Below are 24,355 nucleotides of genomic sequence, written 5' to 3'. Positions count from 1 at the left end.
GACGTTATGAGCGTAGTATGCGGATTATTCTGCACTGCAGCACCTTTTGGTTTGCGTGCAGCATAAGCGGTTGCGCCTTTCGCGCAAGGGTGTTGTGGGCGCGCATTTGCAGCGCGCCCAGTTATTTAGCCCTCAATCCGGGTCAGATCAGCCACGCTGGAACAGACCTGGCGGATCTGGCTAAGTAGGTTCAGACGGTTACGCCGGACAATGTCATTGTCGGTGTTGACTTGTACATCCTCAAAAAATGCATCTACCGGTCCGCGCAGCGCAGCCATGGCGGCCATTGCGGTCGGGAAATCCTCGGCCTTCAACGCCGGTTCGATCTGCGCCTGCGCCTGATCCAACGCCGCGAACAGCGCCTTTTCGCTGTCTGTCTCGGCAAATTTCACATCCGCACCATAGGAGTATTCGACCCCGTCCTTCTCTTCGGCCTGCGTCAGAATGTTGTTGGCGCGCTTAAAGCCCTGCACGAGGTTTTCGCCGTCCTCGGTCGCGATCACCGCGTTCAGAGCACAGGCGCGTTTGACCAACAGGTTGAGGTCGTCATTGCCATCCATCGCGATACAGGCGTCGATGATGTCGTGACGGATGCCCTCGTCGCGGAGGAAGACTTTGAGGCGATCGTGGAAGAAGGAGAGGAGGTCGTCTGACGTGTCAGGTATTTTCTTTTCCAGGCTCAGGAAATCGCTATTGGGCAGCTCTCCCAGTTTCTCTTTAAACGTCTGGAAAGCCGCGCCAAATACGCCATGCTCTGCAATTTCGTCCAACAGATCATTGATGCTTTCAGACCTCAATGCATTGTTTGAGGCGCTTTCCGCCCGCACCAATTGACTGTCAAAGTATCTGTCCAAGTGAAGTCGCAAATTGTTATCCAGCACCAACCGAATAATCCCCAACGCCGCACGGCGCAGCGCAAACGGGTCTTTCGAGCCGGTCGGCTTCTCATCTATCGCCCAGAACCCAGTCAACGTGTCCAGCTTGTCGGCCAGCGCCACGGTCACCGACGGCGGTGCAGTCGGTACGTCGTCCGATGGACCCAGCGGCGAGTAGTGTTCCTGCGCCACGGCGGCCACGGCGGCGTCTTCGCCTGCGGCTTCGATGTAATAGCGTCCCATAAGCCCCTGAAGCTCAGGGAATTCATAGACCATCTCAGAACTCAGATCGGCCTTGGCCAGACGCGCGGCTTTCTCGGCCTGATCGGTATCCGCACCGGTCACCGGGGCCAGTTCGCGGGCTAGCGCGGCGATACGGTCGATCCGTTCGGCCTGTGTGCCCAGCTTGTTGTGGAAGGTTACATTCTCAAGCGCACGGGTCCATTGGGCGATGTCCGATTTGGCGACACGCAGGTCGTTCTCCCAGAAGAATTTCGCATCCGCCAAACGGGCCGACAGCACCTTCTGGTTCCCTGCCAGAATGGTCGCGCCATTGTCGGCGGTTTCGCGGTTTGCAACCGTGATGAACCGTTCGATCCGACCCGTTTTAGGGTTCTTCACGGAAAAGAACTTCTGGTGTTCCTTCATCGAGGTTTGCAGCACCTCAGGCGGCAGGTCGAGGAATTCGTCGTCGATCTGCCCCATCAGCACCACCGGCCATTCAACCAGCCCGGCGACCTCTGCCAGCAGGCCCCTGTCTTCGACCACCTCCAGTCCGGCGGCAAAAGCCATGTTCTGGGCGTCGTTCCAGATATGCTCGGCCCGTTCGTCGGGCGACAGCACGACAAAGGCGCGTTTCAATTGGGCGGCGTAATCGTCAAACGACGATACCGAAAACCGGTTCGGCGCCATGAAGCGGTGGCCTGCGGTTGTGTCCCCAGATGTGATGCCCTCAACCTCAAGCGGCACGACCTGCGCGCCTGCCTCATCATTCAGGATGCACAGGATCGAATGTAACGGACGGACCCAACGCAAAGGGCCATTGCCCCACCGCATGGATTTGGGCCAGGGGAAGTTGCGGATGGTGGTTTCCAGCACCTCAGCCACAATGTCAGCCGCCGGGCGACCCGCCTTTTCGATGGTCGCAAAGTAAACTGCACCTTTGGGCGTGTCGCGCTCTTCCAACTGATCGCGGGTCAGGCCAGCGCCACGCAGGAACCCTTCGATAGCTTTGTCCGGCGCGCCAACTTTAGGGCCTTTGCGTTCCTCGCGGATCGTTGGGCTTTCCGCCAGCAGGCCTTCGACCGCCAGCGTCAGGCGACGCGGCGTGGTCAAGGCAGCGGCCCCAGCATAGGTCAAACCACCCTCAACCAAACCATCGGTGATCCGCTTTTTCAGGTCCTCACCGGCGCGGGTCTGCATGCGCGCGGGGATCTCCTCGGAAAACAGTTCGATCAGCAGGTCAGGCATTGTCGGTCCTTAGAAATTGACGATCGTCTGAATGACGATGGCATTAGCGATATCCACAAAGAAGGCGGATACAAGGGGGAGCACGATAAAGGCAATAGGAGATGGGTCATATCGCCGTGTCACACCGGTCATATTTGCAAAAGCGGCGGGTTTCAGGACCAGCCCAGCAAGGTTATTCAGCTGTCAGGACGCTCAGGACACTCTTCTCCGACGACGGTGCCGTCATAGGCCTTTTCGCCACAATTGTTCAAAACGTGCCAAACAAAGCCTTTGCCTTCTTGGGTAACAGCCACGATGCGATCCACACCGTAATGCACGTTTTTCTGACCAATGAACGCCTGCGCCTTGCCTGATTTCAAGTCATCAGCCAGGGCCACTGCATCGTAACAGTCAAACCAACCCGGAGCCGTCAGCGGCTTTGCCTCATCCGCTGTCAGGTAGGTGGCCCGCAACTCTTCCAGCGCAGCATCGGTTTCAAAACAGGCGCGATACCGGATAGGAGAGCTGTCTGCGTCGATGGCCTGAAAGGATGTATACGAAATAGCCACCGAGGGCTGGGCCGCGTCGATCGACAGAAACACATCCTCACCCGGAATGGGCTCAACTTCATAGTAATACCCGTAGACCTGAAGGTAATACATGCCAGCGCCTGCAACAGCCGCAGACATGAGCAGGATGATTGCCAGAATTTTTCCAGTCATCTTTCGATGCTTCCCCTTATGCAGGTACTTCCAAGTGTTTCAGAAATAGGCCACGTTTCTCCGCAGAACAGAACGAACCGAGGCGAACCTTATGGAATCCACTCTTGCCGTTGGATTTTTCGGCGCACTTTTTGCCATTATGAACCCAGTGACGAACCTGCCCGTCTTTCTGAGCGTGACGCAGAATCTGTCGGCATCCGATCAGCGCAAGGTTGCGGTTAAGACGTCCCTCTATTGCCTGATCCTTGGCGGGGCGTTTGCAGCTGTCGGCAGTCAGGCGCTGGGCTTGTTCGGAATAACGGTTGACCATTTGAGAGTCGCGGGTGGTCTGGTCGTCTTGATGATCGGTTTGAACATGTTGAACGGCAACGAAAGCAGCTCGCACCATGGAACCGATGACGAGAAAGAAGAATATCCGGCGGCTGAAACCGTCGCCTTCTACCCTTTGGCCTTTCCCATTCTTGTTGGCCCCGGAACCATCACGACCTTGATCCTGTACGCACATCACGTGAAAAAACCTGTTGAAGCAATTGTTTTTGCAGGTGTATTCCTTGGCGTCGTCGCCCTTTTGCTGATCACGTTCTGGAATGCGGCATGGCTGGCTGAACGCCTTTCTGGCAACGCGCGCGTGATCATGAGCCGCTTCATGGGCATGATCTTGTCGGCAATCGCGATCAGTATGATCGCTGACGGCCTGAAAGCGTTGTTGCCGGGGCTGGCCTGATTGGCCCATCAGGCTTGGAACCCAGCCGCCTCGGTCTGAACGAACGCATCCGCGCATCGTTTCGCCAGTGCTCGTACACGGCCGATGTAGGCCTGTCGTTCCGTCACCGAAATCACGCCCCGCGCGTCCAGCAGGTTAAAGATATGGCTGGCCTTGATGCATTGATCATAGGCCGGGTGCGCCATGATGATGCGCTTACCGGTTTTTGGATCATCATGCTCTTGTGACAGAATGGCGGCGCATTCGGCCTCGGCCTCTTCGAAATGACGCAGCAGAACTTCGGTGTCGGCCACGTCAAAGTTCCAGCGGGCGTATTCCTCTTCGGTTTGCTTGAAGATGTCACCGTATGTCAACGGGCTGGGGGACTGCGGATCATTGAACGGCATGTCCATCACATGGTCGACACCCAGCACATACATGGCCAGACGTTCCAGACCATAGGTCAGCTCGCCCGAGACAGGCGCACAATCATGCCCGCCGACCTGTTGGAAATAGGTGAACTGGCTGACTTCCATTCCATCACACCAGACTTCCCAACCCAATCCCCAGGCACCCAAGGTGGGGCTTTCCCAGTCATCCTCGACAAACCGGATGTCATGCAGGTCCATGTCGATGCCGATGGCCCCGAGGCTGCCCAGGTAAAGCTCCTGCAGATCGGGCGGGCTGGGTTTGATCAGAACCTGATACTGATAATAATGCTGCAACCGGTTGGGGTTTTCGCCGTAACGCCCGTCGGTCGGACGGCGCGACGGCTGAACATAGGCCGCGGCCCAGGCCTTGGACCCCAGCGCCCGCAGAGTGGTCGCGGGATGGAACGTCCCTGCCCCGACCTCCATGTCATAGGGCTGCAGAATTGCGCAGCCCTTAGAGGCCCAATAGGTCTGAAGCCGCAGGATAATCTCCTGAAATGAACGCGGTGCGCTGTTCGGTTCGGTCATAGCATTCCCTCTGGGCATCCTTGCGCCCGGTTCCGGTCGGTTTGGCCCTTCCTATGCAAGGGGCCAAGGGGCGTCAACGGGGCTTTGGTGCTTGGCTGTATCTGCGCGGCCACACCGCAAATTCCCCGTATTCGCGGCATGGCAATTGGCACCTGAAATCGCGTATTCTGCGCCAAAGCACAAACATTGCAGAACACAGGCAGACAATGACACGCGTATTTAAAGCATTTCTATTATTTCTTGTGGTCGGCCTGCGCGCCGCTTCCGCGCAGCAAGACCCTGGCGTATGGGTTCAGATCGAAGCGCAGCCGACGCTGCAAGAGGCTCAGGAACGCGCGCAGGCTTACGCCCGCGCCTTGCCGGATGTGAACGGCTTCAGACTGAACAGCGGATGGTATGCGGTCGTGATCGGCCCCTATGCGCGGCCGGATGCCCAACAGGTGCTGAGGGTCTATCGATCCGAGGGTCAAATCCCCCGTGACAGCTTCATCGCCTTTTCCAGCGGACTGGGGCAGCAATTTTGGCCCGTCGGCGCAAACGTACTGAATCGCGGCACCATAGCGGCACCCGTCGCGCCTATTGCTCAGGCCGAAGACACCCTGACAATCGCACCCACTCAGGACGCGGATGAAACCCGCGCTCAGGCCCTGCAATCCGAACGTTTGCTGACCGCGCAAGAGCGCAAGGATCTGCAAACTGCGTTGCAGGCAGAAGGGTTTTACAACTCGACCATCGACGGGGCCTTCGGTCAGGGAACGCGCCGTTCAATGGGCGATTGGCAACGTTTCAATGGGTACGAGGCAACCGGTGTGCTGACAACTGCACAGCGCAAAGCCTTGATAGACGACTATAATGCGCCACTGACAAGTGTTGGGATGGCCCAATACAAGGATGACGCGGCTGGGATCACGATGGACCTGCCTTTGGATGCTGTCCGCTTTGATCGCTATGAAGCCCCCTTTTCCCACTTCAACAGCGCATCTGACCTGAACGCAAAGATACTCTTGATCAGTCAGGACGGCGACAAGCGCACGCTGCGCGCCTTGTATGAGGTCATGCAATCGCTGGAAATCGTTCCGCTTAACGGCCAGCGCGAGTTGAGAGGAGACCGCTTTACCCTTGAAGGGCGCGGCAATGGCGTTGTGTCCTTTACGCAAGCGCGCCTGACAGACGGCCAGATCAAAGGCTTCACTTTGGTCTGGCCCGAAGGGGACGAGGCGCGCCGCCTGCGGGTTCTTTCGGCTATGGCCTCCAGTTTTACCACCACAGACAAGGTGCTCGACGCTGCTGCAGGTGCAGACGCCGCACAAAGCATTGATCTGATGTCCGGCCTGCAAATCCGTAAACCGCGCCTTTCCCGTTCCGGTTTCTTTGCGGATGAAAAGGGAACCGTTCTGACAGTTTCGGAAGCCGTCGAGAATTGCACGCGGATCACTCTGGACGGGGATCAGGAGGTGCAGCTTGCCAAGGCCGATAACGACATTGGCGTTGCGGTTTTGCGTCCAACCAAGGCGCTGGCGCCGATGAGCGTGGCCGCTTTCAGCGCTGCCCTGCCGCGTCTTCAATCCGACGTCGCGGTTTCGGGCTTCTCCTATCAAGGGGCTTTGGGTGCCCCGACTCTGACATATGGGCAAGTCGCCGATGTGCGTGGCCTGAATGGTGAGACAGGTGTTAAACGCCTGGCCTTGAACGCGCAGCCCGGTGATGCAGGCGGCCCGATCTTCAATGACAGCGGCAATGTGGTCGGGATGCTGCTGCCCACACCATCCGAAGGGCGCAGCCTGCCGGCTTCGGTCAGTCTGGCGGCCACGAACGAGAGGCTGACAGAAATCCTAACTCAGGCTGGCGTGTCCGGTCTGTCCAGCGAAGAAACCACACAGATTTCGCCCAATGAATTGAGCCGTCGCGCAACAGGCATGACGGTTCTGGTGCACTGCTGGGAATAAACCGCAGCCACCAGCAAGTTTCCAAGCGCCGCGCACCCGCGCGGCGCTTTTTCACAGAATATCTGGCGTCACATGGATAAGCGTCGGGACCGGTGCGTCGAAGGCGGCGCGGGTGGCGCTCTGCATTTCTGCCAATGTCGACGGTGCCGCCGACAAGGCTCCGAAAGCCTCAGCCAATTTGCAGAAATCCGGGTTTCGGGCCACGACTGCATTGGGTGCGATCTGACTGCGCACCATGCTGTCTTCAATCTCTTTCAGCTTGCCATTGTCCCACAAGATGATCGGCAGAGATAAACCCAGCTCAACCGCAACGCCCAGTTCCTGCATCGTGTAATGGAAACCATAGTCCCCCGCGATAACTGCCGTTGGCTTTCCGCGTCTGGCCACGGCCCCACCGATCCCGGCAGGCAACCCATAACCAAGGGTGCCATACCCCGTTGGATGATGCCAATGATGAGGATAAGCCATATCCCAAACTTCTTTCGCGACATAGGCGAACTGGGTCATATCTGAATAGATCATCGAGTCGGCCGGCATAGCTTCGCGCAAAGCATCCGCGATCGGCACGATTCCGGGCCGTTCCGCGTCCACCTCGGCGCGCCAGCGTGCACGAGCCTCGGCCACTTCCTCGGCCGACCAGCCGCGCGCAGGCTTCTTGTCCTCGGTGGCCTGCCACAACGCACGGGCAAAACTCTGGCTGTCCGCTTGCAGCTTGATGGCGGCGCGGTGGTGATCAGACAAAACCTCCGGATCCAGATCCACACGGATCAGCGGTGCTTTATGCCCCAACTCATTCCGCCATAAATCGACTTCTCCAAGCTCCGCCCCAACGACAATTACCAGATCAGCCGAGGCAATGACCTCGGCGCTTCCAGGACGTGGCAGCATGGATCCGAAGTCCAACGGATAGTTCGCCCCGACCAACCCGCGCCCGGCATAGGTGGTAAAGCACGCAGCCCCCAGCTGCGTCAAAATCTGCCGCCAATCGTTGGACTTGCAGCCCCCACCCAAGATGAACAAGGGCCTGCGCGACTGATTCAGCATCGAGACAACGGACGAAACGTCTGGCGGCAAAGCCTTGGTGCGCAACGCAGGCTGGTTGGGGAACGGTGCAGGTTCGGCATCCGCCTCCAACTGCGCGATTGGCACCTGAATATGTTTGGGACGTGGACGTGACAGCTCGAATTCCTCAAAAGCGCGTTCCACCAACCCATATGCAGCGGTCGCGGAGTCGGCCTGTGCGGACCAATCAGAAACTGTTCCGGCTGCTGCTCGTTGATCTTTCATTTGATGCAACTGCCCCCGCGCTGCGTGCGTTTCATCAAGGCACGATGACAGCACCAGCATCGGAACGGAATCGCTGTAGGCCTGACCGATTGGTGTAATGATGTTGCACAGACCGGGCCCGGTGATGACATAGGCGACACCCGGCTTACCGGTTGCTCGCGCGTAGCCATCAGCCATGAACCCAGCGCCTTGCTCGTGCCGGGCCAGAACATGAGTGATACCAGCTTCTTCGATGCCGCGATACATTTCCTGATTGTGGACGCCAGGAATACCGAAAATCAAATCCACGCCACGATCCTTGAGCATATGCGAGATTTGCGCGCCAAGGGGTCTTTGCATCAGTTTCTCCAGAATTGAACGGTGAAGATCGCGTAAACGGCCAAGAGTTCGAGACGCCCGACCAACATTCCGATTGTCAGCAGCCATTTGGCCGTGTCGTTGAGGCCCCCGAAATTGCCTGACGGTCCGATCTGACTGCCCAGACCGGGGCCGACATTGGCCAAAGCGGTCGCTGCTCCGGATACTGAAGTGATGAAATCAAGCCCGGTCAGGGCCAAGGCCCAGGATAACACTCCCATCGACAGAACGAAAAACATGAAAAAACTCATCACCGAGGTCAAGACATCGCGCCCCACGGGCCGTCCGTCATAAAGCGGTACAAACACCCCGTGCGGGGACCTGATCCTTTTGATCTGAGTTTTGATTGATGCAAGTAGCAGTTGGTAACGGAAGATCTTGATTGAACATGCCGTGGAGCCGGCGCAGCCCCCGATGAGCCCAATCAAGAAAAATAACATGACGGGAAAACTGCCCCACCCCATGTAATCGACGCTGGCATATCCGGTGCCCGAGATGATCGAGGTGATGTTGAAAAGAGATTCGCGAAACGCCTGTTCCCAATGATGCGGAAAGACCGATGTCAGAAAGACGGTCATGATAATGACTAGCACCAGAACAGTCGCCAAGAAGGCGCGGATCTGGCTGTCTTCCCACAAGGAAGAGGTGTGACCATTGGCAAGCTGTACATACCGCACGAAGGGCAGCGCTGCCAAAATCATGAACACCGCTGCCGCATATTCCACCGGACCCGCAAATGTCGCGAATGAGGCGTCATAGTTAGCAAACCCACCCGTCGCAATCGTTGTCATCGAGTGGACCGTGGCGTCGAAAAAACTCATCCCAAGCGCGGCATAAACCAACCCACACACCACGGTCAGAAACACATAGATCAGGGAAATCTGGCCAGCGATCTCTTGCGCACGTGGAAGGATTTTTCCCATGGTTTCAAACCCTTCCGAACGGAAGATTTGCATACCACCAACCCGCAATTCCGGCAGGAACACCATCGCAACCACGATGATGCCGATGCCGCCTAGCCATTGCAGAATACCACGCCACAGCAAAAGCCCCTGCGGCAGCGAATCAAGCCCGCTTATGACCGTTGAGCCTGTTGTTGTTAGCCCCGACATAGCCTCGAAATAGGCATCGACAAAGCGCAGCTCGGTTTCACCAAAAAGGAACGGGATCGCACCAAATACCGGCAGCGCAACCCAGACGCCGGTCGTCAGCAAAAAAGTCTGCCGGATCGTGAGCCCCTCGCCCACGCCGTTGGAACAGCTCATCGCCAGAACTGATCCGGTCAGCATCGTGATGATCGCGCTTTCCAAGAACACATGCCATTCGCCACGCCCTTCGATCATGTCGGCAAGCATAGGAAACAGCATGGTCGCCCCAAGAATGGCGACCAGCAAGCCAATCACATATCCGACCGGGCGAAGATCCATCATGACGCGCAGCGTTGGCGCGCCAACCCGACCGTGTCAAGCAGATGATCCGAGTTAAGTGTCGGATTTCGTCTCTGTCCCAGGCATCGCCGGAGGTTTGGATGGAGCCCGAGTTCTGCGCGTCTGCGGTTTAGGTTGCTCAGCCGCTGGTGCCGGTTTCGTTTGAGCCGCAGAAGGCGCGGGTTTCAACGCGGCGGCTTTGCGCGTACGCGATGCAGGTTTCGCCTGTGTCGAAACGGCTTTTTCAAGCGGGGTCGTCTTTTTGGGCTCAACTGCAGGTGTCTTGCTCGCAGGTGCTGCAGATTGGACTGAGGTTTCTTTTGCCGGAGCGGTTTTGGCGACAGAAGACGTTGCAGGTGCCGCCTTTCGGGCAGCGGGTTTAACGGGCTTCGTGGCGGTGGCAACCGGCTTTGCTGCTGCTTTCGGCTGAGGTGCCGGTTTTGGCGCAGGTGCAGGCTTGGCTTTGGCGGCAGGTTCAACCTTAATTGTGGCAGCAGCACGTGGTTTCGCTGAAAACTCAACCGTTTTGGGTTTAGGTGCCACCACAACACTCTTCTTCACAGGTTTTTTCGCGCTCGTCGTCTTCTTGGACGCTGCTTTGAGCGCACGTGCTCCGGCTGGTTTTGCTTTGACCGCCGCCTTTTTAGCTGGTTTCTCAGTGACCGGTGCCGGGGCAGATGCAGCCGCGTGTATGGTATGCACGGGTGCCATTGGCAACTCGAACGCAGACCGAGCCATGATCTGCATGATCTTCATCTGGTTGGCCATTGCATAGCCTGCAACTCGCAATGCCGCAGCCTGAAGCTCCAGTGAATGGGTAATCGGATTCATTACATGTTTCTCCTGTAAAACCGATGCAGCCCGAGTTTTTGGTGTAAGGCACCCTGCCTACGCAGACACGCCGCGCGGCGGTTGGGGTCTTGCAGTCCAAGGCGTGTCACGTCTCGGTGTCCTTTCGGGGACGCACACCTTCCCGAAGGCAGGCATGCGTCTGCTGCATTCCCTTCGAACATACAGGCAAAAAATGCGCATTTGCAGCATTTTTGCTGCATTGCGGCGAAAGAACGCTGATCGACGTAATCCCTGATTAAATTCTAACCGCTTACAGCGGGGAACTCACCCAACATGAAACAGGGTTGTGAACAATCTCGGGTCCAGACTGGGCGCCTCAAAGGTTGGGCCTTCGGTCAGAATCGACACAGCGTCATGGCTGTGCAGGCTCTCTTGGTGGCTAGCCACGATACGGAAATCGCCCACGTGGTGATCAGCTAACAATTCGGCGCAGAACAGGCGCGCAGCATCTTCGACAAAGATCGGGTTGGCGGCGTTCAGCTCGGCAAACGCCTGCTCGTCTTCGCGTTTGACCATGACCTGTGTCTCGGTAGGAACCGCTCTGCGGCACAGCGCGATGAGGTCTTCGAACCACAAACAATCCGCGTCGCAATCCACAACCACTGAAATTCGCGCGACAGAGCGCTGAGAATGCGGGGTTGCAAGCTGTCCGCGCATCGACCGCGCATGTTCGCTCAGTTCCAGAGAGCACGGACAAGTTGAGGAATAGACATAGTCCAGATGCATGATCTTTTGACGCACGCCGTTCTGTTCGACCAGTTCCAAGGCTATGTCGTAATACTGATAGCCTTCCAAACCCGAGCGCAGGCTCTTTACTTTATCCGGGTAAGAAAACCGCATCTGAATGCGGGCATCAAAGCTGTCCAGATCGGTCATGTAGTCGTCGAGCGCCGCTTCCATCACCTCGAAGCTGAATGTACGTTCTGCATGTTTGTAAAACGACCGCATGATCCGGGACATGTTGATGCCCTTTTTCTCGGCCTCCAGACTAACAGTACCTGTGATCGACGTCTCAAGCGTCAGGTCATCACCCTGTTTCCGGTGAAACCGGATCGGAAGGCGGAAATTCGAGATGCCCACATGCTGGATTTGCTGTTTCGCCCCACGGATCAGGCTAGACGGGCCATTCTGCAAGTCCGGCAATGACGACCTGTAAGCTGCATCTACTGCAAAATCCTCTGGGTACTCGCGTGAGAGCGAAGGATAATTTACAGCGGCCACCCCCGGCACCAGACGCGCGATGGCCGGGTCCAACTGACTGATTTCAGACACAGACGCCATTTTCGCCCACTGCCGCAGCACATTCAGGGCTTCGGCGGCTTTTTCACGGTCTGGTGTTTCATCAATGTCGCGCGGGTGAACGTTCATCGGCTGCAGTTCCTCGAGTGATCGTCGGACTATATACGACTGAGGTTCGTTTTCCAGTCTATCCCGATACGTTGCCATTAGCAGTCCGGATCGAAAAAAGTGGCGCGAAACCGTCAATTTGCAACGGTTTGCGCCCTTTATTGGTTCTATCGGCAGGACAGCACCCCGTCCGAAGAGGTTTTCAAGCGGCACTCGGACGTCAGGTAATGCCCCGACGATAAAGGTGCGCGCTGGAACTGGTTATTTCTGCGAGACTTCCAAAGCCTGCTGAATATCAGCCAGCAGGTCATCTGCGTCTTCCAAACCAACGGAAAAACGAATGAGTCCTGACGAAATGCCCAACTCAACTTTCTGCGCGTCGCTCAGGCGTTGGTGTGTCGTCGTCGCCGGGTGCGTTGCGATGGATTTGGCGTCGCCCAGATTGTTGGAAATCACCGGGATCGTCATCGCATTCAGAAACGCAAAGGCAGCGTCTTTGCCGCCTTTGATGTCCAGCGACAGAACTGTGCCGCCCTTGCCGCCAAGCTGCGATTGCACCAGCGCGTTCTGCGCATGAGTTTTCAGACCGGGATAGAGGGTACGCTCCAGCGCCGGGTGCCCTTCAAGCGCTTCAGCAATCTTTTGCGCGCTGTCGGCCTGTGCATTTACGCGCAGCGCCATGGTTTCCAGGCCCTTAAGCATAACCCAAGCATTAAACGGGCTCAGCGCACCGCCGGTATGCTTCAGGTATGGCTCGACCGTGCCGCGGATGAAATCCCGTGTACTGATGATCACACCGCCCAGCGCGCGGCCCTGACCGTCAATGTGCTTGGTTGCTGAATAAACGACGACATCGGCACCCTGTTCGATCGCACGCGAAAAGACCGGTGTCGAAAAAACGTTATCCACCACGACAAGGGCGCCAACGGCATGAGCCAGTTCCGCAACCGACGCGATGTCGATCACTTCCAGCGTCGGGTTCGACATGGATTCAAAAAAGACAGCCTTGGTGTCCGGGCGGATCGCCGCTTTCCACTGCTCCAGGTCAGTACCGTCAACAAAAGTCACGTCGACGCCAAAGCGGGTCAGGATGTTTTCGACGATATACAGACAGGATCCAAACAGCGCCTTGGCGGACACGATATGGTCACCAGCCTTCAGCATCGAGGTCAACGCACCGTTGACAGCCGCCATGCCCGACGCCGTCGCAAAGGCGTCCTCGGCCCCTTCCAGCGCCGCGATGCGTTGTTCGAACATCGACACGGTTGGGTTGCCATAGCGCGCATAGATGAACTCGTCGGGGCCACATTCCAGAAAACGGGCCTCGGCCTGTTCTGCGTTTTCGTAAACGAAGCCCTGCGTCAGGAAAATCGCCTCGCTCACCTCGTTGTACTGACTACGACGGATGCCGCCATGGACGGCTTGGGTGCGTTTGTTCCAGTTCTCGCTCATCTCATTCCTTTCAGCCTCTGGCAGAGGCAAACAAAAAACCCCAGACGCGGCCAAGCGAAAGGGGTCTTTCATCCTGACCTTTTAGCGGTGTTGTTTAGCGTGGCCCGCAATCCGGTAACAAATCGCCACGTGGTCTGTGATGTTGGCCTTACGCCGCACATGCAGAGTCGTCAACCCCGACAAGCCCGTCGTCACAGATCTGTAATCAAAGGTCCGACGGGCCTTCCCTGCGATGGTATCGCCCGAAGTCACAGCTTTTTGCGCTTCGCCTGCCGCAAGCCCTCTTGCCGATTGCGCAGAAACCCTCATGATCTTTTCAACCTGAGGAGAGACCATGATCGATCTGTATTTCTGGCCCACGCCAAACGGCTGGAAAGTGTCCATCGCCCTGGAAGAGATGGAGCTGCCCTACAAGACTCACCTGATCAATATCGGCAAAGGCGATCAGTTCGACCCGGAGTTTCTGAAAATCGCCCCCAACAACCGGATGCCTGCTGTCGTCGATCCCGATGGCCCTGACGGTGCGCCCGTTTCCGTGTTCGAAAGCGGTGCGATCCTGATGTACCTGGCCCGCAAGACCAAGCGCTTCTATGGCAAGACCGAGCGGGACCAGATCGCGGTCGAAGAATGGCTCATGTGGCAGATGGGCGGCGTCGGACCAATGGCCGGTCAGGCGCATCACTTTCTAAAATACGCCCCTCAACTGGACCCACCACAGGACCTGCCCTATGCAAAGGACCGTTATCGCGCCGAGGTCGCCAGGCTGTACGGTGTGCTGGATCGTCGGCTGGCGGACAATGAATATGTTGCAGGCGATTTCTATTCCATCGCGGATATGTCGATCTGGGGTTGGGCCAGTCTGTGGGAAGGGCAACAGCACAAGATCGACGACACACCCCATTTCGCCCGCTGGCTTGAAACCGTAGGTGCCCGTCCCGGCGTTCAGGCCGGTCGCGCGTTGTATGCAGACCTGCGCGGCGATCACAGGGACAAGCAATCGCAAGGTGTTCTGTTCAAGCGGTGATAAGGATCTATGGCGAGTGTTGAGCCCTTACGAGGCCTACACCGAGATTTGAGGATTTGCCACTTCTGCAAATCACGCTCTGCACCAAGCACATATTCCTAATCAAGCACCAAGCGGCGGGCGAGCGGACGCAAACCGTTTTTGCTGAATGCCAAGACCACGGAGTTGTTGCCCTGAAAGTGGTTCTAACGCACTCTTCCTCGGACGAGGGAGGTGGCGGCAAATGCGAAACATCAAAGAAGAAACACTTGATCCAGATGACTGGAACGCCGCACGGGCCCTAGCGCACGTCATAATAGATGAAGCAATTGACCACCTAGAGCAGGTGCGAGAACGCCCGGTTTGGCAACCTATGCCCGATGATGTCCGCGCGCATCTGAAACAGGCTTTGCCGGAAGACCCATGCACATTGGAACAGGTCTATGGCGACTATAGGGAATTCGTACGTGCTTATCCGATGGGTAATATTCACCCCCGCTTTTGGGGGTGGTACATGGGAGCAAGCAACTTCACCGGGGCATTGGGTGATTTCCTTGCCGCCGTAGAAGGAAGCAACCTAGGGGGCGGGAACACAGGCGCGGCACAGGTAGAACAGCAGGTTGTCGATTGGTTAAAGGAAATCGCTGGCTTTCCTGAAAGCGCCAGTGGAACCCTGACCAGCGGCGGGTCAATGGCAAACCTGATCGCGCACACGGTCATCCGTAACCTGGCCGCCGGTTTTGATGTGCGCGAAGAAGGTGTTTCTGCTTTGGAAAAGCCGCTGCGGTTTTACGCATCCGATCAGGTCCATAGCTGCCACCAAAAGGCGTTGGAAACCCTCGGCCTTGGCTCAAAAGCGCTGGTCGAGATACAAAGCGACGACCGCCAGAGGATTCAACTCGACGCGCTCGAGGCCGCAATCTCTGAAGACCGTGCGAAGGGGTTGCAGCCAGCTTGCGTGATCGGGACGGCGGGCACCACGAACACCGGAGCCATAGATGACCTGACCGCACTTGCGGATCTTTGTGATCGAGAGCGGCTTTGGTTTCACGTGGATGGATGCATCGGCGGCGTATTACGTCTTGCACCCGACCACGCGCATCTTGTGAAAGGGATGGAGCGGGCCGGCTCGGTTGCAATCGACCCTCACAAATGGCTGCACGCACCTTTCGAGGCTGGAGCCGTTTTGATCAAAGATGCCGAGGCTCATTTCGCGACCTTCGAAATGCATGGTGCCTATCTTCAATTGCAGGAACGCGGGATGATCGCAGGAAAATTCCTTGCCGATTACGGGCTAGAGCTTAGCCGTGGTTTCCGAGCTCTAAAGATTTGGATGGCGCTGCGGGAACATGGTACCGCAAAGTTTGGCCGCCTCATTTCACAAGACATCGCCCATGCACGCTATATGGCACACCAGATAGAAGCTCATCCAACGCTGGAACTTGTTGCTCCGGTAGACCTCAACATCGTGTGCTTCAGATATGTGGCGGCGGATGAGAGTGCAGCGAAGGCTCTCAACACAGAGATTATGCTCCGGCTTCAGGAACGCGGCCTTGCCGTAGCCTCTGACACAACTGTCCAAGGCAGGCACGGGCTTCGCTGTGCCTTCAACAACCATCGAACGAGACGCGATGATATTGATGGCTTTTTGCTTGACGTAGTTCGAGTTGGTGAGGAGGTTCTGCGCAAAAACAACCCCTAGGGTCACTGCATGCCTTGGGGCGATCCTAGCGCATATTTGTGCCTCTTGGGTTCAGAGCGCGATCACCTGCCCTGATAGCTTTGCCCGCACTACGGTCAGTCAGCGAAACTTGAACTCAGGTTCTACAAGGAATCCCAATGGCTTGCTGCCACGATTCCCACTGCGCAGTGCTGTGAAATTTCTTCCGTCCACGCGCATCCGGGATGTCAGGACCAGGGCTGGCCGCCCTACTGCTTTTTCCTGGACCTGGTCGACGGGTCGTTTTGCAAAATCGGACAAGAAATCGTTCGGTACTCCAGAACGCCTTGATCGAAAATTCGGAATCTTGTGCTGCTGTTTTTCCGGTTCTTCCAACGACAGCGATTGCAGGTCCCAAAATTTTGATCGGTATGCCTCAGCGGCTTCAAGGTGCTTTTTCTCGAACGCATAGACGTTCCGAGCTTCTTCGATCATTCTGGCGGCGTGAATGCACCCCTTGGACCGCACAAGCTCTGAGAGTTCGGCAATACGGTCAGAAATCAGGTTGTCATTCAGAACGACGGCTTTTTCGAACGATCCATGTTGTTTTACGTTGGGCATCTCGAGTGGCTCAGACAAGACGTTGAGTGCTGCACGATCAAACCTGATCTCGGACACAGGCTGAGGCGTAACAACACACGCAATTACCTGCCCTGTGACACAGAGTCGACCAACACGCACCAGATTGGCGGAAAGACGCCTCTTATGCGCTTTGGAATTAGACACCACGTTTGGGCAAACCCAAGCGCAGTTTTGTGCTTAGGTGCCAACCTGCTGAAACCAGATCAAATTTACCTTTAGCGTACACGCCGCGTGAACATGATCATCCGCCGCCGAAAACCGAGGCGAGTATCACCCAGGTACTCAGAACCATCCATGTTCCCGTGATCAGCCAAAACATAAACGGTCGATTCGAACGGTCAATTGGCTCGACAAAATCAGCACGCCCTGATTTCAGCGCCAGCCAAGTCCAGATCAGAAACAGCACGCCCCAAAACACCTGCAAATCCATAATCACAGCAAGCCAGACACAAACCAACGCAAGCAGGGACTTCCAAGCCAAACCATCAGTTGTGCTTCGGGCCGCCGCACGTGGGCTTTCACTGACCGCAATAGTATCCTGACCTACATTCTGGATCATGAAATGAGCCCCTTGCCGATCTGAAACCAATGCACGACCTTCTGGCAAGTCATTATGGTGATGCCCATCCCGGACTTTGATCTGCCGAATGGAATCGTCCACCGACTTGACGCCAAAACAGGGCATCCAGTAGCGAAATTTTCCGCGGATGGCCTCGGGCACCTCTTCGGCCTCAGCAACCAAGGTTCCTTCAGGATGGCGTATATCATAGCGCGGCCATGGGCTTGCCGAGCTTTTCTCAAAGCGCCACCCAAACAGGTCCGCATAAAACGGCGCGATCAGTTTGATATCAGGAACGTGGTGAAAACGGCTTATGACCTTACCAGCACCCGGTGCTCCGGCCTGTATGTCTGGACCCTCATACATCGTGAACCCGGCACCGGATGGATCCCGAACCAGCGCGATACGCGCGGCGTCGCCAAAGGTTTGAGGCTCCACTTCGATGATGGCACCCTGATGTGTCCGGGCTTGTTCGACCTTTTCGTCCAGATCATCGACGTGCACATAGGACATCCAAAAAGACGGCATGTTCATTTTCGCCAAACGATCAGGCATTCGGAAAACGGCCGCCACCTCCTGCCCGCCGATAGTGGCAAAGTCATAAGTGTCTTCTTCACCAAATGCCCAATTGAATATTCTGGCATAGTCCGCTCTGGCAGCGCGCATGTCGTAGGTGGACAGGTCCGTCCACAGAAAATGTCCGTTTGCCATCGCGCCCTCTTTCCTGCTTCGATCCTATCCGAGCTATGACCGGCAAAGCGCCCTGTCCAGAGGCCGTACTATACACAGATTGCTTTAATGCCCTTCCCCCTGCACCAGCATATCCAACATGCCCGAGATATCTTCGATCTCTTCCGCGATTACATGAGTCACCGAATGCGCCCGCTGCATCCGGCCCGTCACCTTAAGCAAGCGACCTGAAATCACCGCGCGGCGAAATTGTTCGTAGATTTTGCGCCACACCACCACATTCACGATCCCGGTCTCATCCTCAAGCGTCAGAAAGATCACCCCCTTTGCCGTCCCCGGCCTCTGCCGCAGGATCACCAGCCCGGCCACGGCCACGCGCGCGCCCTCGGGCGGTGCTGTCAACTGATTTGACGGCAAACAAGATGGCGGGCGTGGCCAGTTCCGACTGGAAACCACAGAATGAACAGGGGCAACAAGCATGAGAACAAAAATAGAACAAACACCAAGAAAGTCCAGACACGGCCTCAGGAGTCGCAAATGAGGCTGGAAAGACCTAAATGCCTTGACTAAGGAAGAATTCGAACATCGCAAAAGGAAGACGCACGCAATGGCAAAGATCACCTATGTCGAGCACGGCGGTACCGAACACACTGTCGAGGTCGCCAACGGACTGACCGTCATGGAAGGGGCCCGTGACAACAACATTCCCGGCATCGAGGCCGATTGCGGCGGCGCCTGCGCCTGCTCGACCTGCCACGTCTATGTCCACCCCGACTGGGTCGAAAAAATACCGGGCAAGGATGACATGGAAGAAGACATGCTGGACTTTGCCTACGAGCCCGACCCGGCCCGCTCGCGCCTGACCTGCCAGATCAAGGTCACCGACGCGCTGGACGGTCTGATCGTGCAAATGCCGGAAAAACAGATCTGATGCATTCCAAAGCGCCGCGTCCCTCCCGTCGCCTTTGGTGGCGTCGGACACGCGGCGCACTGACATCTCTGTGCCTTTGGGGATCGACCTTAGGCACCGCGACAGCTGCCGATCAAATCAAAGCGGCCAAATTCACAGAACCGACCACACGCTACGCGCACGGGGTCTTGGGCGACACTGTTGAATATGGTGCATTGGAACTTCGTGTTCAAAACACCGGCTCAAACCCAAAAACCGTAATCGTTCGCCTGCCGCAAGATCGCGTCTTCGAAGATCTCACACCACGACTTATCGATATTGATGCAGACGGAACTTTCGAAGCGATTGTCGTTGAATCTCAGGATCAACAAGGCGCGCAGCTGGCCATTTACAACGCAAGCGGCGCAAAAATCGCCTCCACACCTCATATCGGCACCCGCTTCCGCTGGCTCGCCCCAATCGGAGCAGCCGATTTGGACGGAGACGGCAATATCGAAATCGCCTATATCGACCGTCCGCACCTTGCCAAAACACTGCGCATCTGGCGCTACAAAGACAACGCCCTGACCCAGATCGCTTCGATACCCGGTCTGACCAACCACAAGATCGGTGAGGATTTCATCTCGGGCGGCCTGCGCACCTGCGGCGAACGCCCAGAACTGATCGTGGCCAGCGCCGACTGGTCACGGATCATGAGCGTTTCCTATGACAATGACTGGACCAAAATCGATCTCGGCCCTTTCAAAGGCCCCAACAGCCTCGCACAGGCCTTGAACTGCTGATCCGCCTCTTCATCTGGCTAAAAATACCTTGGGGGTGAGGCCGCAGGCCGAGGGGGCAAAGCCCCCTGCCCGATCACTTATCCAATGCACGCCACCCTATATCGCGTCGGTAAAACCCTTCGGGCCAATTCACACCATCAACCATCTTGTACGCCCGTTCCCGCGCCTCTTGCAGCGTGTCACCGCGCGCAGTCACGTTCAACACTCGCCCACCGGCGGCCTGCACCTGACCCTCAACAGCCTTGGTACCGGCATGGAACACCATGTTGCTGCTGTCTTCGGGCAAAGCATCCAGCCCCATGATGACCGAACCCTTTTCATAAGACCCCGGATAGCCTTTGGCCGCCATCACAACCGTCATCGCGTGATCATCTGCCCAGTTCACCCGCATATCGCCCAGCCGCCCTTCGGCTGCGGCATGCATCAAATCCATCGCCTGCGCACCAAGGCGCATCATCAGCACCTGACACTCGGGATCGCCAAAACGCACATTGTATTCCACCAGGCGTGGTTGTCCGTCCTTGATCATCAACCCAGCGTAAAGGACTCCCTGAAACGGCGTGCCGCGACGCTTCATTTCTGCCATGGTCGGGCGCACAATCTCTTCCATTGCGCGCGCTTCGACCTCAGCACTCAGCACCGGTGCCGGAGAATACGCGCCCATGCCACCCGTGTTCAGCCCGGTATCGCCTTCGCCAACACGCTTGTGGTCCTGAGCCGTCCCGGCAGAGAGAATGTTCTCGCCATCGCAAAGAACAAAAAGCGAGGCTTCTTCGCCTTCCATGAACTCTTCGATGACAACTTCCGCACCAGCACCGCCAAAAGCGCCGCCGAACATGTCGTCAATAGCGTCCAGTGCGGTTTGTTCATCCATCGCAACAATCACGCCCTTGCCTGCGGCCAGACCGTCAGCCTTCACCACAATCGGCGCGCCTTGTTCGCGGATATAGGCCTTGGCAGGTTCGGCTTCGGTGAACCGGGCATAAGCTGCGGTGGGCGCGTTGGCCGCGTCGCAGATTTCCTTCGTAAAGCTTTTCGACGCTTCCAGCTTCGCCGCCTCGGCGGAGGGACCAAAAACCAGAACTCCGGCCTCGCGCAAGCGATCAGCCACCCCGGCAGCCAAAGGTGCCTCGGGTCCGACAATCACAAAGTCAATCGCGTTTTCTTCGGCGAAGCTGACAACAGCCCCGCCGTTTTCAGTATCCAGCGCTGCACAGTCCGCGATCTGAGCGATTCCGGCATTGCCCGGAGCAACGATCAGACGGTCGCATTTTGGGTTTTGCAACACCGCCCAGGCGAGACTGTGTTCGCGCCCGCCGCTACCGAGAATGAGGATGTTCATGAATGCTCTCCGATCTGCTTGGCCTTGCCTGCGCGGCGTTCTAAGCTGGCCCGGCATTTGAAACAAGGCGCTGAAATGTCCGATCTGCTTGATGACCCGATTCCGGGCCAAAATACCCCCGAATACACCGTTTCCGAGATCTCGGGAGAGGTGAAACGGACGCTCGAAGGCTCTTTCGGGCGAATCCGAGTGCGGGGTGAGGTCGGGCGCGTATTCAAAGCGCGTTCCGGGCATTTGTACTATGACATCAAAGATGACCGGAACGTTCTGGCCTGTACAACTTGGAAAGGGCAGATTTCCGGCCTGTCTGTTGTGCCGGAAGAAGGGTTGGAGGTTGTCGTCACCGGGCGCCTGACCGCATTTGGCGCGCAATCGAAATACAATCTGAATGTCGATGAGGTATCCGTCGCCGGACAAGGCGCATTGATGGCCTTGCTGGAGAAACGCAAGAAACAGCTTGAAGCCGAGGGTTTGTTTGCGCCCGAGCGAAAGAAGCCGTTGCCCTATCTGCCGAATATCATCGGTGTGGTGACATCGCCTTCGGGTGCTGTGATCCGTGACATTCTTCATCGCCTCAGGGACCGGTTCCCGCGTAAGGTGCTAATCTGGCCCGTGGCCGTCCAAGGGGCGAATTGCGCACCAGAAGTCGCCCGAGCTATTGAAGGGTTCAACCAATTGACGCCTGGCGGAGCTTTGCCCCGGCCCGACCTGATCATCGTCGCCCGCGGCGGCGGGTCTATCGAGGACCTCTGGGGCTTTAACGAAGAGGTCGTCGCCCGCGCCGCAGCTGCCTCGGACATACCGCTGATTTCAGCCGTCGGGCATGAAACCGATACAACGCTGATCGACTTTGTCTCGGATCGTCGCGCGCCCACGCCCACTGCCGCAGCAGAGCTTGCGGTGCCCGTCCGCATGGAGTTGCTTGCATGGACCGGAGAGCAAGGTGCGCGGTTGTCCCGTGCGGCAACGGATGCAGTTCAACGCCGAACGCAAAGGCTGCACGATCTGTCCCGCGCCTTGCCGCGTCCGGAAACCCTGTTGAACACCCCACGCCAGCGCCTTGATTTGATTGCAGATCGCCTGACACCCGCCTTGACCCATGGCGTTCAAAACCGCCGTCTGCAAGTCGTCGAACTGTCGGCCCACCTACGCCCCTCGACCCTACGCGGTTTGGTAACAACGCGTCAGGAGTCACTGCGCAACCTGTCGTCACGCCTGTCTCTGCGCCCGATTCAGCGCGAGATCGACCAGCAGCGGCAGAGCCTTGCCCGGCTTAACGATCGAATGAACACCGCTCAGACCACGCGGCTGGAACGCCTTCAGCAACAACTTGAGGCCACCGACCGCCTGCGGGAAACGCTCAGTTACAAAGCCACGTTGGAACGGGGATATGCGGTCGTCCGTGCGGACGGTGACGTGATCACCACCAAAGCCCAGGCGGCCACACATGCGGCGCTTGACATCGAGTTCGCAGATGGCGTTCTGAGCACTGGCTCAGCCGCAAAACCGACGCCCAAGAAACCCAAACCGGACGCCCCGGATCAGGGATCACTGTTTTAAGCCATGCTGACCATCTGGGGCCGCAAAACGTCATCGAATGTTCAGGCCCTGATGTGGTGTATCGGTGAGTTGGGGTTGGATTACCGCCGCCACGATCTGGGACACAGGTTCGGAGGACTGGACACTGATGAATTCCATCAATTGAACCCAAACAGAACCATCCCTGTCATACGCGATGGCGACCGTCCGCCCCTCTGGGAAACCGGTGCAATTCTCCGCTACCTAGCCAATTCATATGGGACTCAAAGGTTTTGGCCCCGCGATCCGGGGCAACAATCCAAAGTCGACAAATGGGCAGAATGGGCCAAGATTAACGTCGCGATGGCATTCACCGTGCCCGTGTTTTGGCAGGTTACCCGAATCCCAAAGGCGGAACAGGACCAGCAGGCAATCGAACAAGCTGTGACCACTTTGGAAAACAAGCTGACACTTGCAGACGCCCAACTGTCCCAACACGCGTTCCTGTGCGGCACCGACCTGACCTTGGCCGACATTCAGCTGGGGCACGTCCTGTATCGCTATTACGATATCGACATATCCCGCGCAGCACTCCCAAACCTGCGCCGGTATTATGAGACACTGGCGGAAAGGTCTGCCTATCAGAACCACGTGATGATCAGTTATGAAGACCTGCGCGTGCCCCGATCACACACCAACCTCAGGCCCATAGCACACCATTTCCTCGCCAAGTTCTTCGGCCTCATATAACTCCGTCGCCTCCGGGTTGCCTTCAAACTGCGCAACCAGACCGCCGCCAGATTGCGTAAAAACCCAGCATTGAGGGTCGAGCCTGTCTTCGTAGACAAAGCAGATCTGCTCATCCCTTTGATACCAGACACCTTCCTTGCAATTGCCATCCAGAAATGACCAGATCACACGCCGGTTCGGCAGATACCGTTCAACCCCGTATACCTGCCCCTCGAACCCGTAGAACAGAGTTTTGCCCTGCGTGTAGCTATCGAATTCCGGTCCAGACAACGGGGTCTGGGCCGCAACGGATTGCGCAGCAAAGCCAGCGAGAATCATCCAGTATCTAAGCATAAGTATATTCTGCCAGAAGCGCTTAAGCTGTGCCATTCACCCTTTGCCTCTGGGTTCATCACAGTTCCCTTAACTCAACGTAAGCGCTTGATTTCAATATTCACCTCGGATGAAGTCGTTTGGAAACTGTCGGGGGACCCATGACCAACGTACTCTTTTGGATCGCTCTCGGCTGTGCCCTTGGCTATTTGCCGCTGACAGCGCGCCCGGCCTCAGCCTTGCGCACGGTATTGAAAACCGCTTCCGTGGCTGCCTTGACCATGATCGCCTTTTTGAATGGCGGACCCTGGTTGCTGGTTTTGGCGCTCATCTTATGCGCAACGGGCGACGCACTGTTATCGCGCGAAACGGATGCCACGTTTATGTCGGGCATTGCCGCCTTTGCCGGCGGACATCTGGCTTACATCACGCTGTTCATGACCTACCCGACCAGTAACGCTGGCCTAATCTGGAACGCGCCCGCAACGGTATGGTCTCTCGTCATTCTGGGCATCATCATGGCCACGACACTTGCACCCCGCGCCGGTGATCTGAAAGGGCCTGTTCTGGCCTATATCCCCATCATCCTTGGGATGGGTATCACTGTTCTGGCACTGCCGGACACGGGCGCTTTGCGGTGGGCTTTTCCCGCCGCCATCGCCTTCATCGCGTCCGATCTGGTCCTTGCGACTGAAAAGTTCCTGCTGCCACCAAGCCATCCGGCCCTCAAGGCAACGCCCTATTTGGTCTGGCCCCTTTATTGGGGCGCACAGCTTGGTTTTGTCCTTGCATTCGCGTGACCCTTTGCAAC

Annotated in this window: 22 protein-coding genes, 1 pseudogene and 1 riboswitch; of the genes and pseudogenes, 9 read left to right on the top strand and 14 right to left on the bottom strand. The window is 57.0% G+C overall.

The annotated features are described in order from the left end of the window. Positions 1–125 precede the first annotated feature (125 nt). The 3 genes and pseudogenes from glyS to GOV89_RS02725 all read right to left on the bottom strand — a co-directional run bounded on the left by glyS (position 126) and on the right by GOV89_RS02725 (position 3,046). On the bottom strand, positions 126–2,345 hold the full coding sequence (gene glyS / locus GOV89_RS02730) for a glycine--tRNA ligase subunit beta (RefSeq protein ID WP_171237385.1): 2,220 nt from the start codon (positions 2,343–2,345) through the stop codon (positions 126–128). Between the two features lie 9 nt (positions 2,346–2,354). Beyond that, positions 2,355–2,495, bottom strand: a pseudogene (locus tag GOV89_RS22755) (sodium/glutamate symporter); the annotation flags it as partial. Positions 2,496–2,521: 26 nt separating this feature from the next. Continuing rightward, on the bottom strand, positions 2,522–3,046 hold the full coding sequence (locus GOV89_RS02725; RefSeq protein ID WP_171237384.1) for a DUF6446 family protein: 525 nt from the start codon (positions 3,044–3,046) through the stop codon (positions 2,522–2,524). Between the two features lie 91 nt (positions 3,047–3,137). Between GOV89_RS02725 and GOV89_RS02720 the strand changes: the two genes are divergently transcribed. Further along, the gene (locus GOV89_RS02720) at positions 3,138–3,770 is read left to right on the top strand and encodes a MarC family protein (RefSeq protein WP_171237383.1); all 633 of its coding nucleotides are present in this window, start codon (positions 3,138–3,140) and stop codon (positions 3,768–3,770) included. Positions 3,771–3,778: 8 nt separating this feature from the next. Here the strand turns inward: GOV89_RS02720 and GOV89_RS02715 are convergent, their stop codons facing one another. Then, entirely contained in the window at positions 3,779–4,708 is a 930-nt protein-coding gene (locus GOV89_RS02715; protein ID WP_171237382.1) for a glycine--tRNA ligase subunit alpha, read from the bottom strand. A 206-nt stretch (positions 4,709–4,914) separates the two neighbouring features. On the opposite strand from GOV89_RS02715, the gene GOV89_RS02710 reads away from it, so the two are divergent. Beyond that, on the top strand, positions 4,915–6,654 hold the full coding sequence (locus GOV89_RS02710; RefSeq protein WP_171237381.1) for a serine protease: 1,740 nt from the start codon (positions 4,915–4,917) through the stop codon (positions 6,652–6,654). A 51-nt stretch (positions 6,655–6,705) separates the two neighbouring features. Here the strand turns inward: GOV89_RS02710 and GOV89_RS02705 are convergent, their stop codons facing one another. The 5 genes from GOV89_RS02705 to metZ form a co-directional block, all read right to left on the bottom strand. Next, positions 6,706–8,280, bottom strand: coding sequence for a 5-guanidino-2-oxopentanoate decarboxylase (locus GOV89_RS02705; protein WP_171237380.1), 1,575 nt, complete (start codon positions 8,278–8,280; stop codon positions 6,706–6,708). Further along, on the bottom strand, positions 8,280–9,728 hold the full coding sequence (locus GOV89_RS02700; protein WP_171237379.1) for a TrkH family potassium uptake protein: 1,449 nt from the start codon (positions 9,726–9,728) through the stop codon (positions 8,280–8,282). Before GOV89_RS02700 ends, GOV89_RS02705 begins: the two co-directional genes overlap by 1 nt. Before the next feature lie 51 nt (positions 9,729–9,779). Next, on the bottom strand, positions 9,780–10,556 hold the full coding sequence (locus tag GOV89_RS02695; RefSeq protein ID WP_171237378.1) for a hypothetical protein: 777 nt from the start codon (positions 10,554–10,556) through the stop codon (positions 9,780–9,782). Between the two features lie 285 nt (positions 10,557–10,841). Then, complete coding sequence (gene folE2 / locus GOV89_RS02690; protein WP_171237377.1) at positions 10,842–11,945, bottom strand: GTP cyclohydrolase FolE2; 1,104 nt, start codon at positions 11,943–11,945, stop codon at positions 10,842–10,844. 240 nt (positions 11,946–12,185) lie between these two features. Continuing rightward, positions 12,186–13,376, bottom strand: a complete 1,191-nt coding sequence (metZ, locus tag GOV89_RS02685) for an O-succinylhomoserine sulfhydrylase (protein ID WP_171237376.1) — start codon at positions 13,374–13,376, stop codon at positions 12,186–12,188. A 61-nt stretch (positions 13,377–13,437) separates the two neighbouring features. Further along, positions 13,438–13,515, bottom strand: a riboswitch (SAM riboswitch). Positions 13,516–13,710: 195 nt separating this feature from the next. Here metZ and GOV89_RS02680 point away from each other — a divergent pair. After that, a complete protein-coding gene (locus tag GOV89_RS02680) occupies positions 13,711–14,400 on the top strand; it encodes a glutathione S-transferase N-terminal domain-containing protein (protein WP_171174738.1) in 690 nt (229 codons plus the stop codon). Positions 14,401–14,623: 223 nt separating this feature from the next. Then, complete coding sequence (locus GOV89_RS02675; protein ID WP_171237375.1) at positions 14,624–16,081, top strand: pyridoxal-dependent decarboxylase; 1,458 nt, start codon at positions 14,624–14,626, stop codon at positions 16,079–16,081. A gap of 99 nt (positions 16,082–16,180) precedes the next feature. On the opposite strand, the gene GOV89_RS02670 is transcribed toward GOV89_RS02675, so the two are convergent. From GOV89_RS02670 to GOV89_RS02660, 3 genes are all read right to left on the bottom strand, one after another. Next, entirely contained in the window at positions 16,181–16,534 is a 354-nt protein-coding gene (locus GOV89_RS02670; protein ID WP_171237374.1) for a hypothetical protein, read from the bottom strand. 388 nt (positions 16,535–16,922) lie between these two features. Then, the gene (locus tag GOV89_RS02665; protein WP_171237373.1) at positions 16,923–17,951 is read right to left on the bottom strand and encodes a VOC family protein; all 1,029 of its coding nucleotides are present in this window, start codon (positions 17,949–17,951) and stop codon (positions 16,923–16,925) included. 84 nt (positions 17,952–18,035) lie between these two features. After that, positions 18,036–18,410: an OB-fold nucleic acid binding domain-containing protein gene (locus tag GOV89_RS02660; protein ID WP_171174746.1), complete on the bottom strand. Its 375-nt coding sequence runs from the start codon at positions 18,408–18,410 to the stop codon at positions 18,036–18,038. Between the two features lie 127 nt (positions 18,411–18,537). Between GOV89_RS02660 and GOV89_RS02655 the strand changes: the two genes are divergently transcribed. Continuing rightward, positions 18,538–18,861, top strand: a complete 324-nt coding sequence (locus GOV89_RS02655) for a 2Fe-2S iron-sulfur cluster-binding protein (RefSeq protein ID WP_171174748.1) — start codon at positions 18,538–18,540, stop codon at positions 18,859–18,861. Further along, a complete protein-coding gene (locus tag GOV89_RS02650) occupies positions 18,861–19,622 on the top strand; it encodes a VCBS repeat-containing protein (protein ID WP_245223144.1) in 762 nt (253 codons plus the stop codon). The genes GOV89_RS02655 and GOV89_RS02650 overlap by 1 nt, the downstream gene beginning before the upstream one ends. A 73-nt stretch (positions 19,623–19,695) precedes the next feature. Here GOV89_RS02650 and purD read toward each other — a convergent pair whose 3' ends face one another. Further along, positions 19,696–20,964 carry a phosphoribosylamine--glycine ligase gene (gene purD, locus GOV89_RS02645; RefSeq protein ID WP_171237372.1) on the bottom strand — a complete coding sequence of 423 codons (1,269 nt, stop codon included), beginning with the start codon at positions 20,962–20,964 and terminating at the stop codon, positions 19,696–19,698. Between the two features lie 75 nt (positions 20,965–21,039). Here purD and xseA point away from each other — a divergent pair, with 75 nt between their 5' ends. Both xseA and GOV89_RS02635 read left to right on the top strand, forming a co-directional pair. Next, the gene (xseA, locus tag GOV89_RS02640) at positions 21,040–22,524 is read left to right on the top strand and encodes an exodeoxyribonuclease VII large subunit (protein WP_171237371.1); all 1,485 of its coding nucleotides are present in this window, start codon (positions 21,040–21,042) and stop codon (positions 22,522–22,524) included. Positions 22,525–22,527: 3 nt separating this feature from the next. Beyond that, complete coding sequence (locus tag GOV89_RS02635; protein WP_171237370.1) at positions 22,528–23,232, top strand: glutathione S-transferase family protein; 705 nt, start codon at positions 22,528–22,530, stop codon at positions 23,230–23,232. Here the strand turns inward: GOV89_RS02635 and GOV89_RS02630 are convergent. After that, positions 23,170–23,565, bottom strand: coding sequence for a hypothetical protein (locus GOV89_RS02630; protein WP_371810600.1), 396 nt, complete (start codon positions 23,563–23,565; stop codon positions 23,170–23,172). The two genes, GOV89_RS02635 and GOV89_RS02630, sit on opposite strands and share 63 nt — an antisense overlap. Before the next feature lie 140 nt (positions 23,566–23,705). Here GOV89_RS02630 and GOV89_RS02625 point away from each other — a divergent pair, with 140 nt between their 5' ends. After that, positions 23,706–24,344: a lysoplasmalogenase gene (locus GOV89_RS02625; RefSeq protein ID WP_171234022.1), complete on the top strand. Its 639-nt coding sequence runs from the start codon at positions 23,706–23,708 to the stop codon at positions 24,342–24,344. Positions 24,345–24,355: the final 11 nt, after the last annotated feature.

The organism is Ruegeria sp. HKCCA5763 (genome assembly GCF_013034545.1).
Classification (GTDB): domain Bacteria; phylum Pseudomonadota; class Alphaproteobacteria; order Rhodobacterales; family Rhodobacteraceae; genus Ruegeria.
This window is presented reverse-complemented; position numbering and strand designations above follow the sequence as displayed.

Bases quoted from the DNA above. Each gene is read 5' to 3' on its own strand.
- glyS (WP_171237385.1), bottom strand. From the start codon at position 2,345: ATGCCTGACCTGCTGATCGAACTGTTTTCCGAGGAGATCCCCGCGCGC.
- GOV89_RS02725 (WP_171237384.1), bottom strand. From the start codon at position 3,046: ATGACTGGAAAAATTCTGGCAATCATCCTGCTCATGTCTGCGGCTGTT.
- GOV89_RS02720 (WP_171237383.1), top strand. From the start codon at position 3,138: ATGGAATCCACTCTTGCCGTTGGATTTTTCGGCGCACTTTTTGCCATT.
- GOV89_RS02715 (WP_171237382.1), bottom strand. From the start codon at position 4,708: ATGACCGAACCGAACAGCGCACCGCGTTCATTTCAGGAGATTATCCTG.
- GOV89_RS02710 (WP_171237381.1), top strand. From the start codon at position 4,915: ATGACACGCGTATTTAAAGCATTTCTATTATTTCTTGTGGTCGGCCTG.
- GOV89_RS02705 (WP_171237380.1), bottom strand. From the start codon at position 8,280: ATGCAAAGACCCCTTGGCGCGCAAATCTCGCATATGCTCAAGGATCGT.
- GOV89_RS02700 (WP_171237379.1), bottom strand. From the start codon at position 9,728: ATGATGGATCTTCGCCCGGTCGGATATGTGATTGGCTTGCTGGTCGCC.
- GOV89_RS02695 (WP_171237378.1), bottom strand. From the start codon at position 10,556: ATGAATCCGATTACCCATTCACTGGAGCTTCAGGCTGCGGCATTGCGA.
- folE2 (WP_171237377.1), bottom strand. From the start codon at position 11,945: ATGAACGTTCACCCGCGCGACATTGATGAAACACCAGACCGTGAAAAA.
- metZ (WP_171237376.1), bottom strand. From the start codon at position 13,376: ATGAGCGAGAACTGGAACAAACGCACCCAAGCCGTCCATGGCGGCATC.
- GOV89_RS02680 (WP_171174738.1), top strand. From the start codon at position 13,711: ATGATCGATCTGTATTTCTGGCCCACGCCAAACGGCTGGAAAGTGTCC.
- GOV89_RS02675 (WP_171237375.1), top strand. From the start codon at position 14,624: ATGCGAAACATCAAAGAAGAAACACTTGATCCAGATGACTGGAACGCC.
- GOV89_RS02670 (WP_171237374.1), bottom strand. From the start codon at position 16,534: ATGATCGAAGAAGCTCGGAACGTCTATGCGTTCGAGAAAAAGCACCTT.
- GOV89_RS02665 (WP_171237373.1), bottom strand. From the start codon at position 17,951: ATGGCAAACGGACATTTTCTGTGGACGGACCTGTCCACCTACGACATG.
- GOV89_RS02660 (WP_171174746.1), bottom strand. From the start codon at position 18,410: ATGCTTGTTGCCCCTGTTCATTCTGTGGTTTCCAGTCGGAACTGGCCA.
- GOV89_RS02655 (WP_171174748.1), top strand. From the start codon at position 18,538: ATGGCAAAGATCACCTATGTCGAGCACGGCGGTACCGAACACACTGTC.
- GOV89_RS02650 (WP_245223144.1), top strand. From the start codon at position 18,861: ATGCATTCCAAAGCGCCGCGTCCCTCCCGTCGCCTTTGGTGGCGTCGG.
- purD (WP_171237372.1), bottom strand. From the start codon at position 20,964: ATGAACATCCTCATTCTCGGTAGCGGCGGGCGCGAACACAGTCTCGCC.
- xseA (WP_171237371.1), top strand. From the start codon at position 21,040: ATGTCCGATCTGCTTGATGACCCGATTCCGGGCCAAAATACCCCCGAA.
- GOV89_RS02635 (WP_171237370.1), top strand. From the start codon at position 22,528: ATGCTGACCATCTGGGGCCGCAAAACGTCATCGAATGTTCAGGCCCTG.
- GOV89_RS02630 (WP_371810600.1), bottom strand. From the start codon at position 23,565: ATGCTTAGATACTGGATGATTCTCGCTGGCTTTGCTGCGCAATCCGTT.
- GOV89_RS02625 (WP_171234022.1), top strand. From the start codon at position 23,706: ATGACCAACGTACTCTTTTGGATCGCTCTCGGCTGTGCCCTTGGCTAT.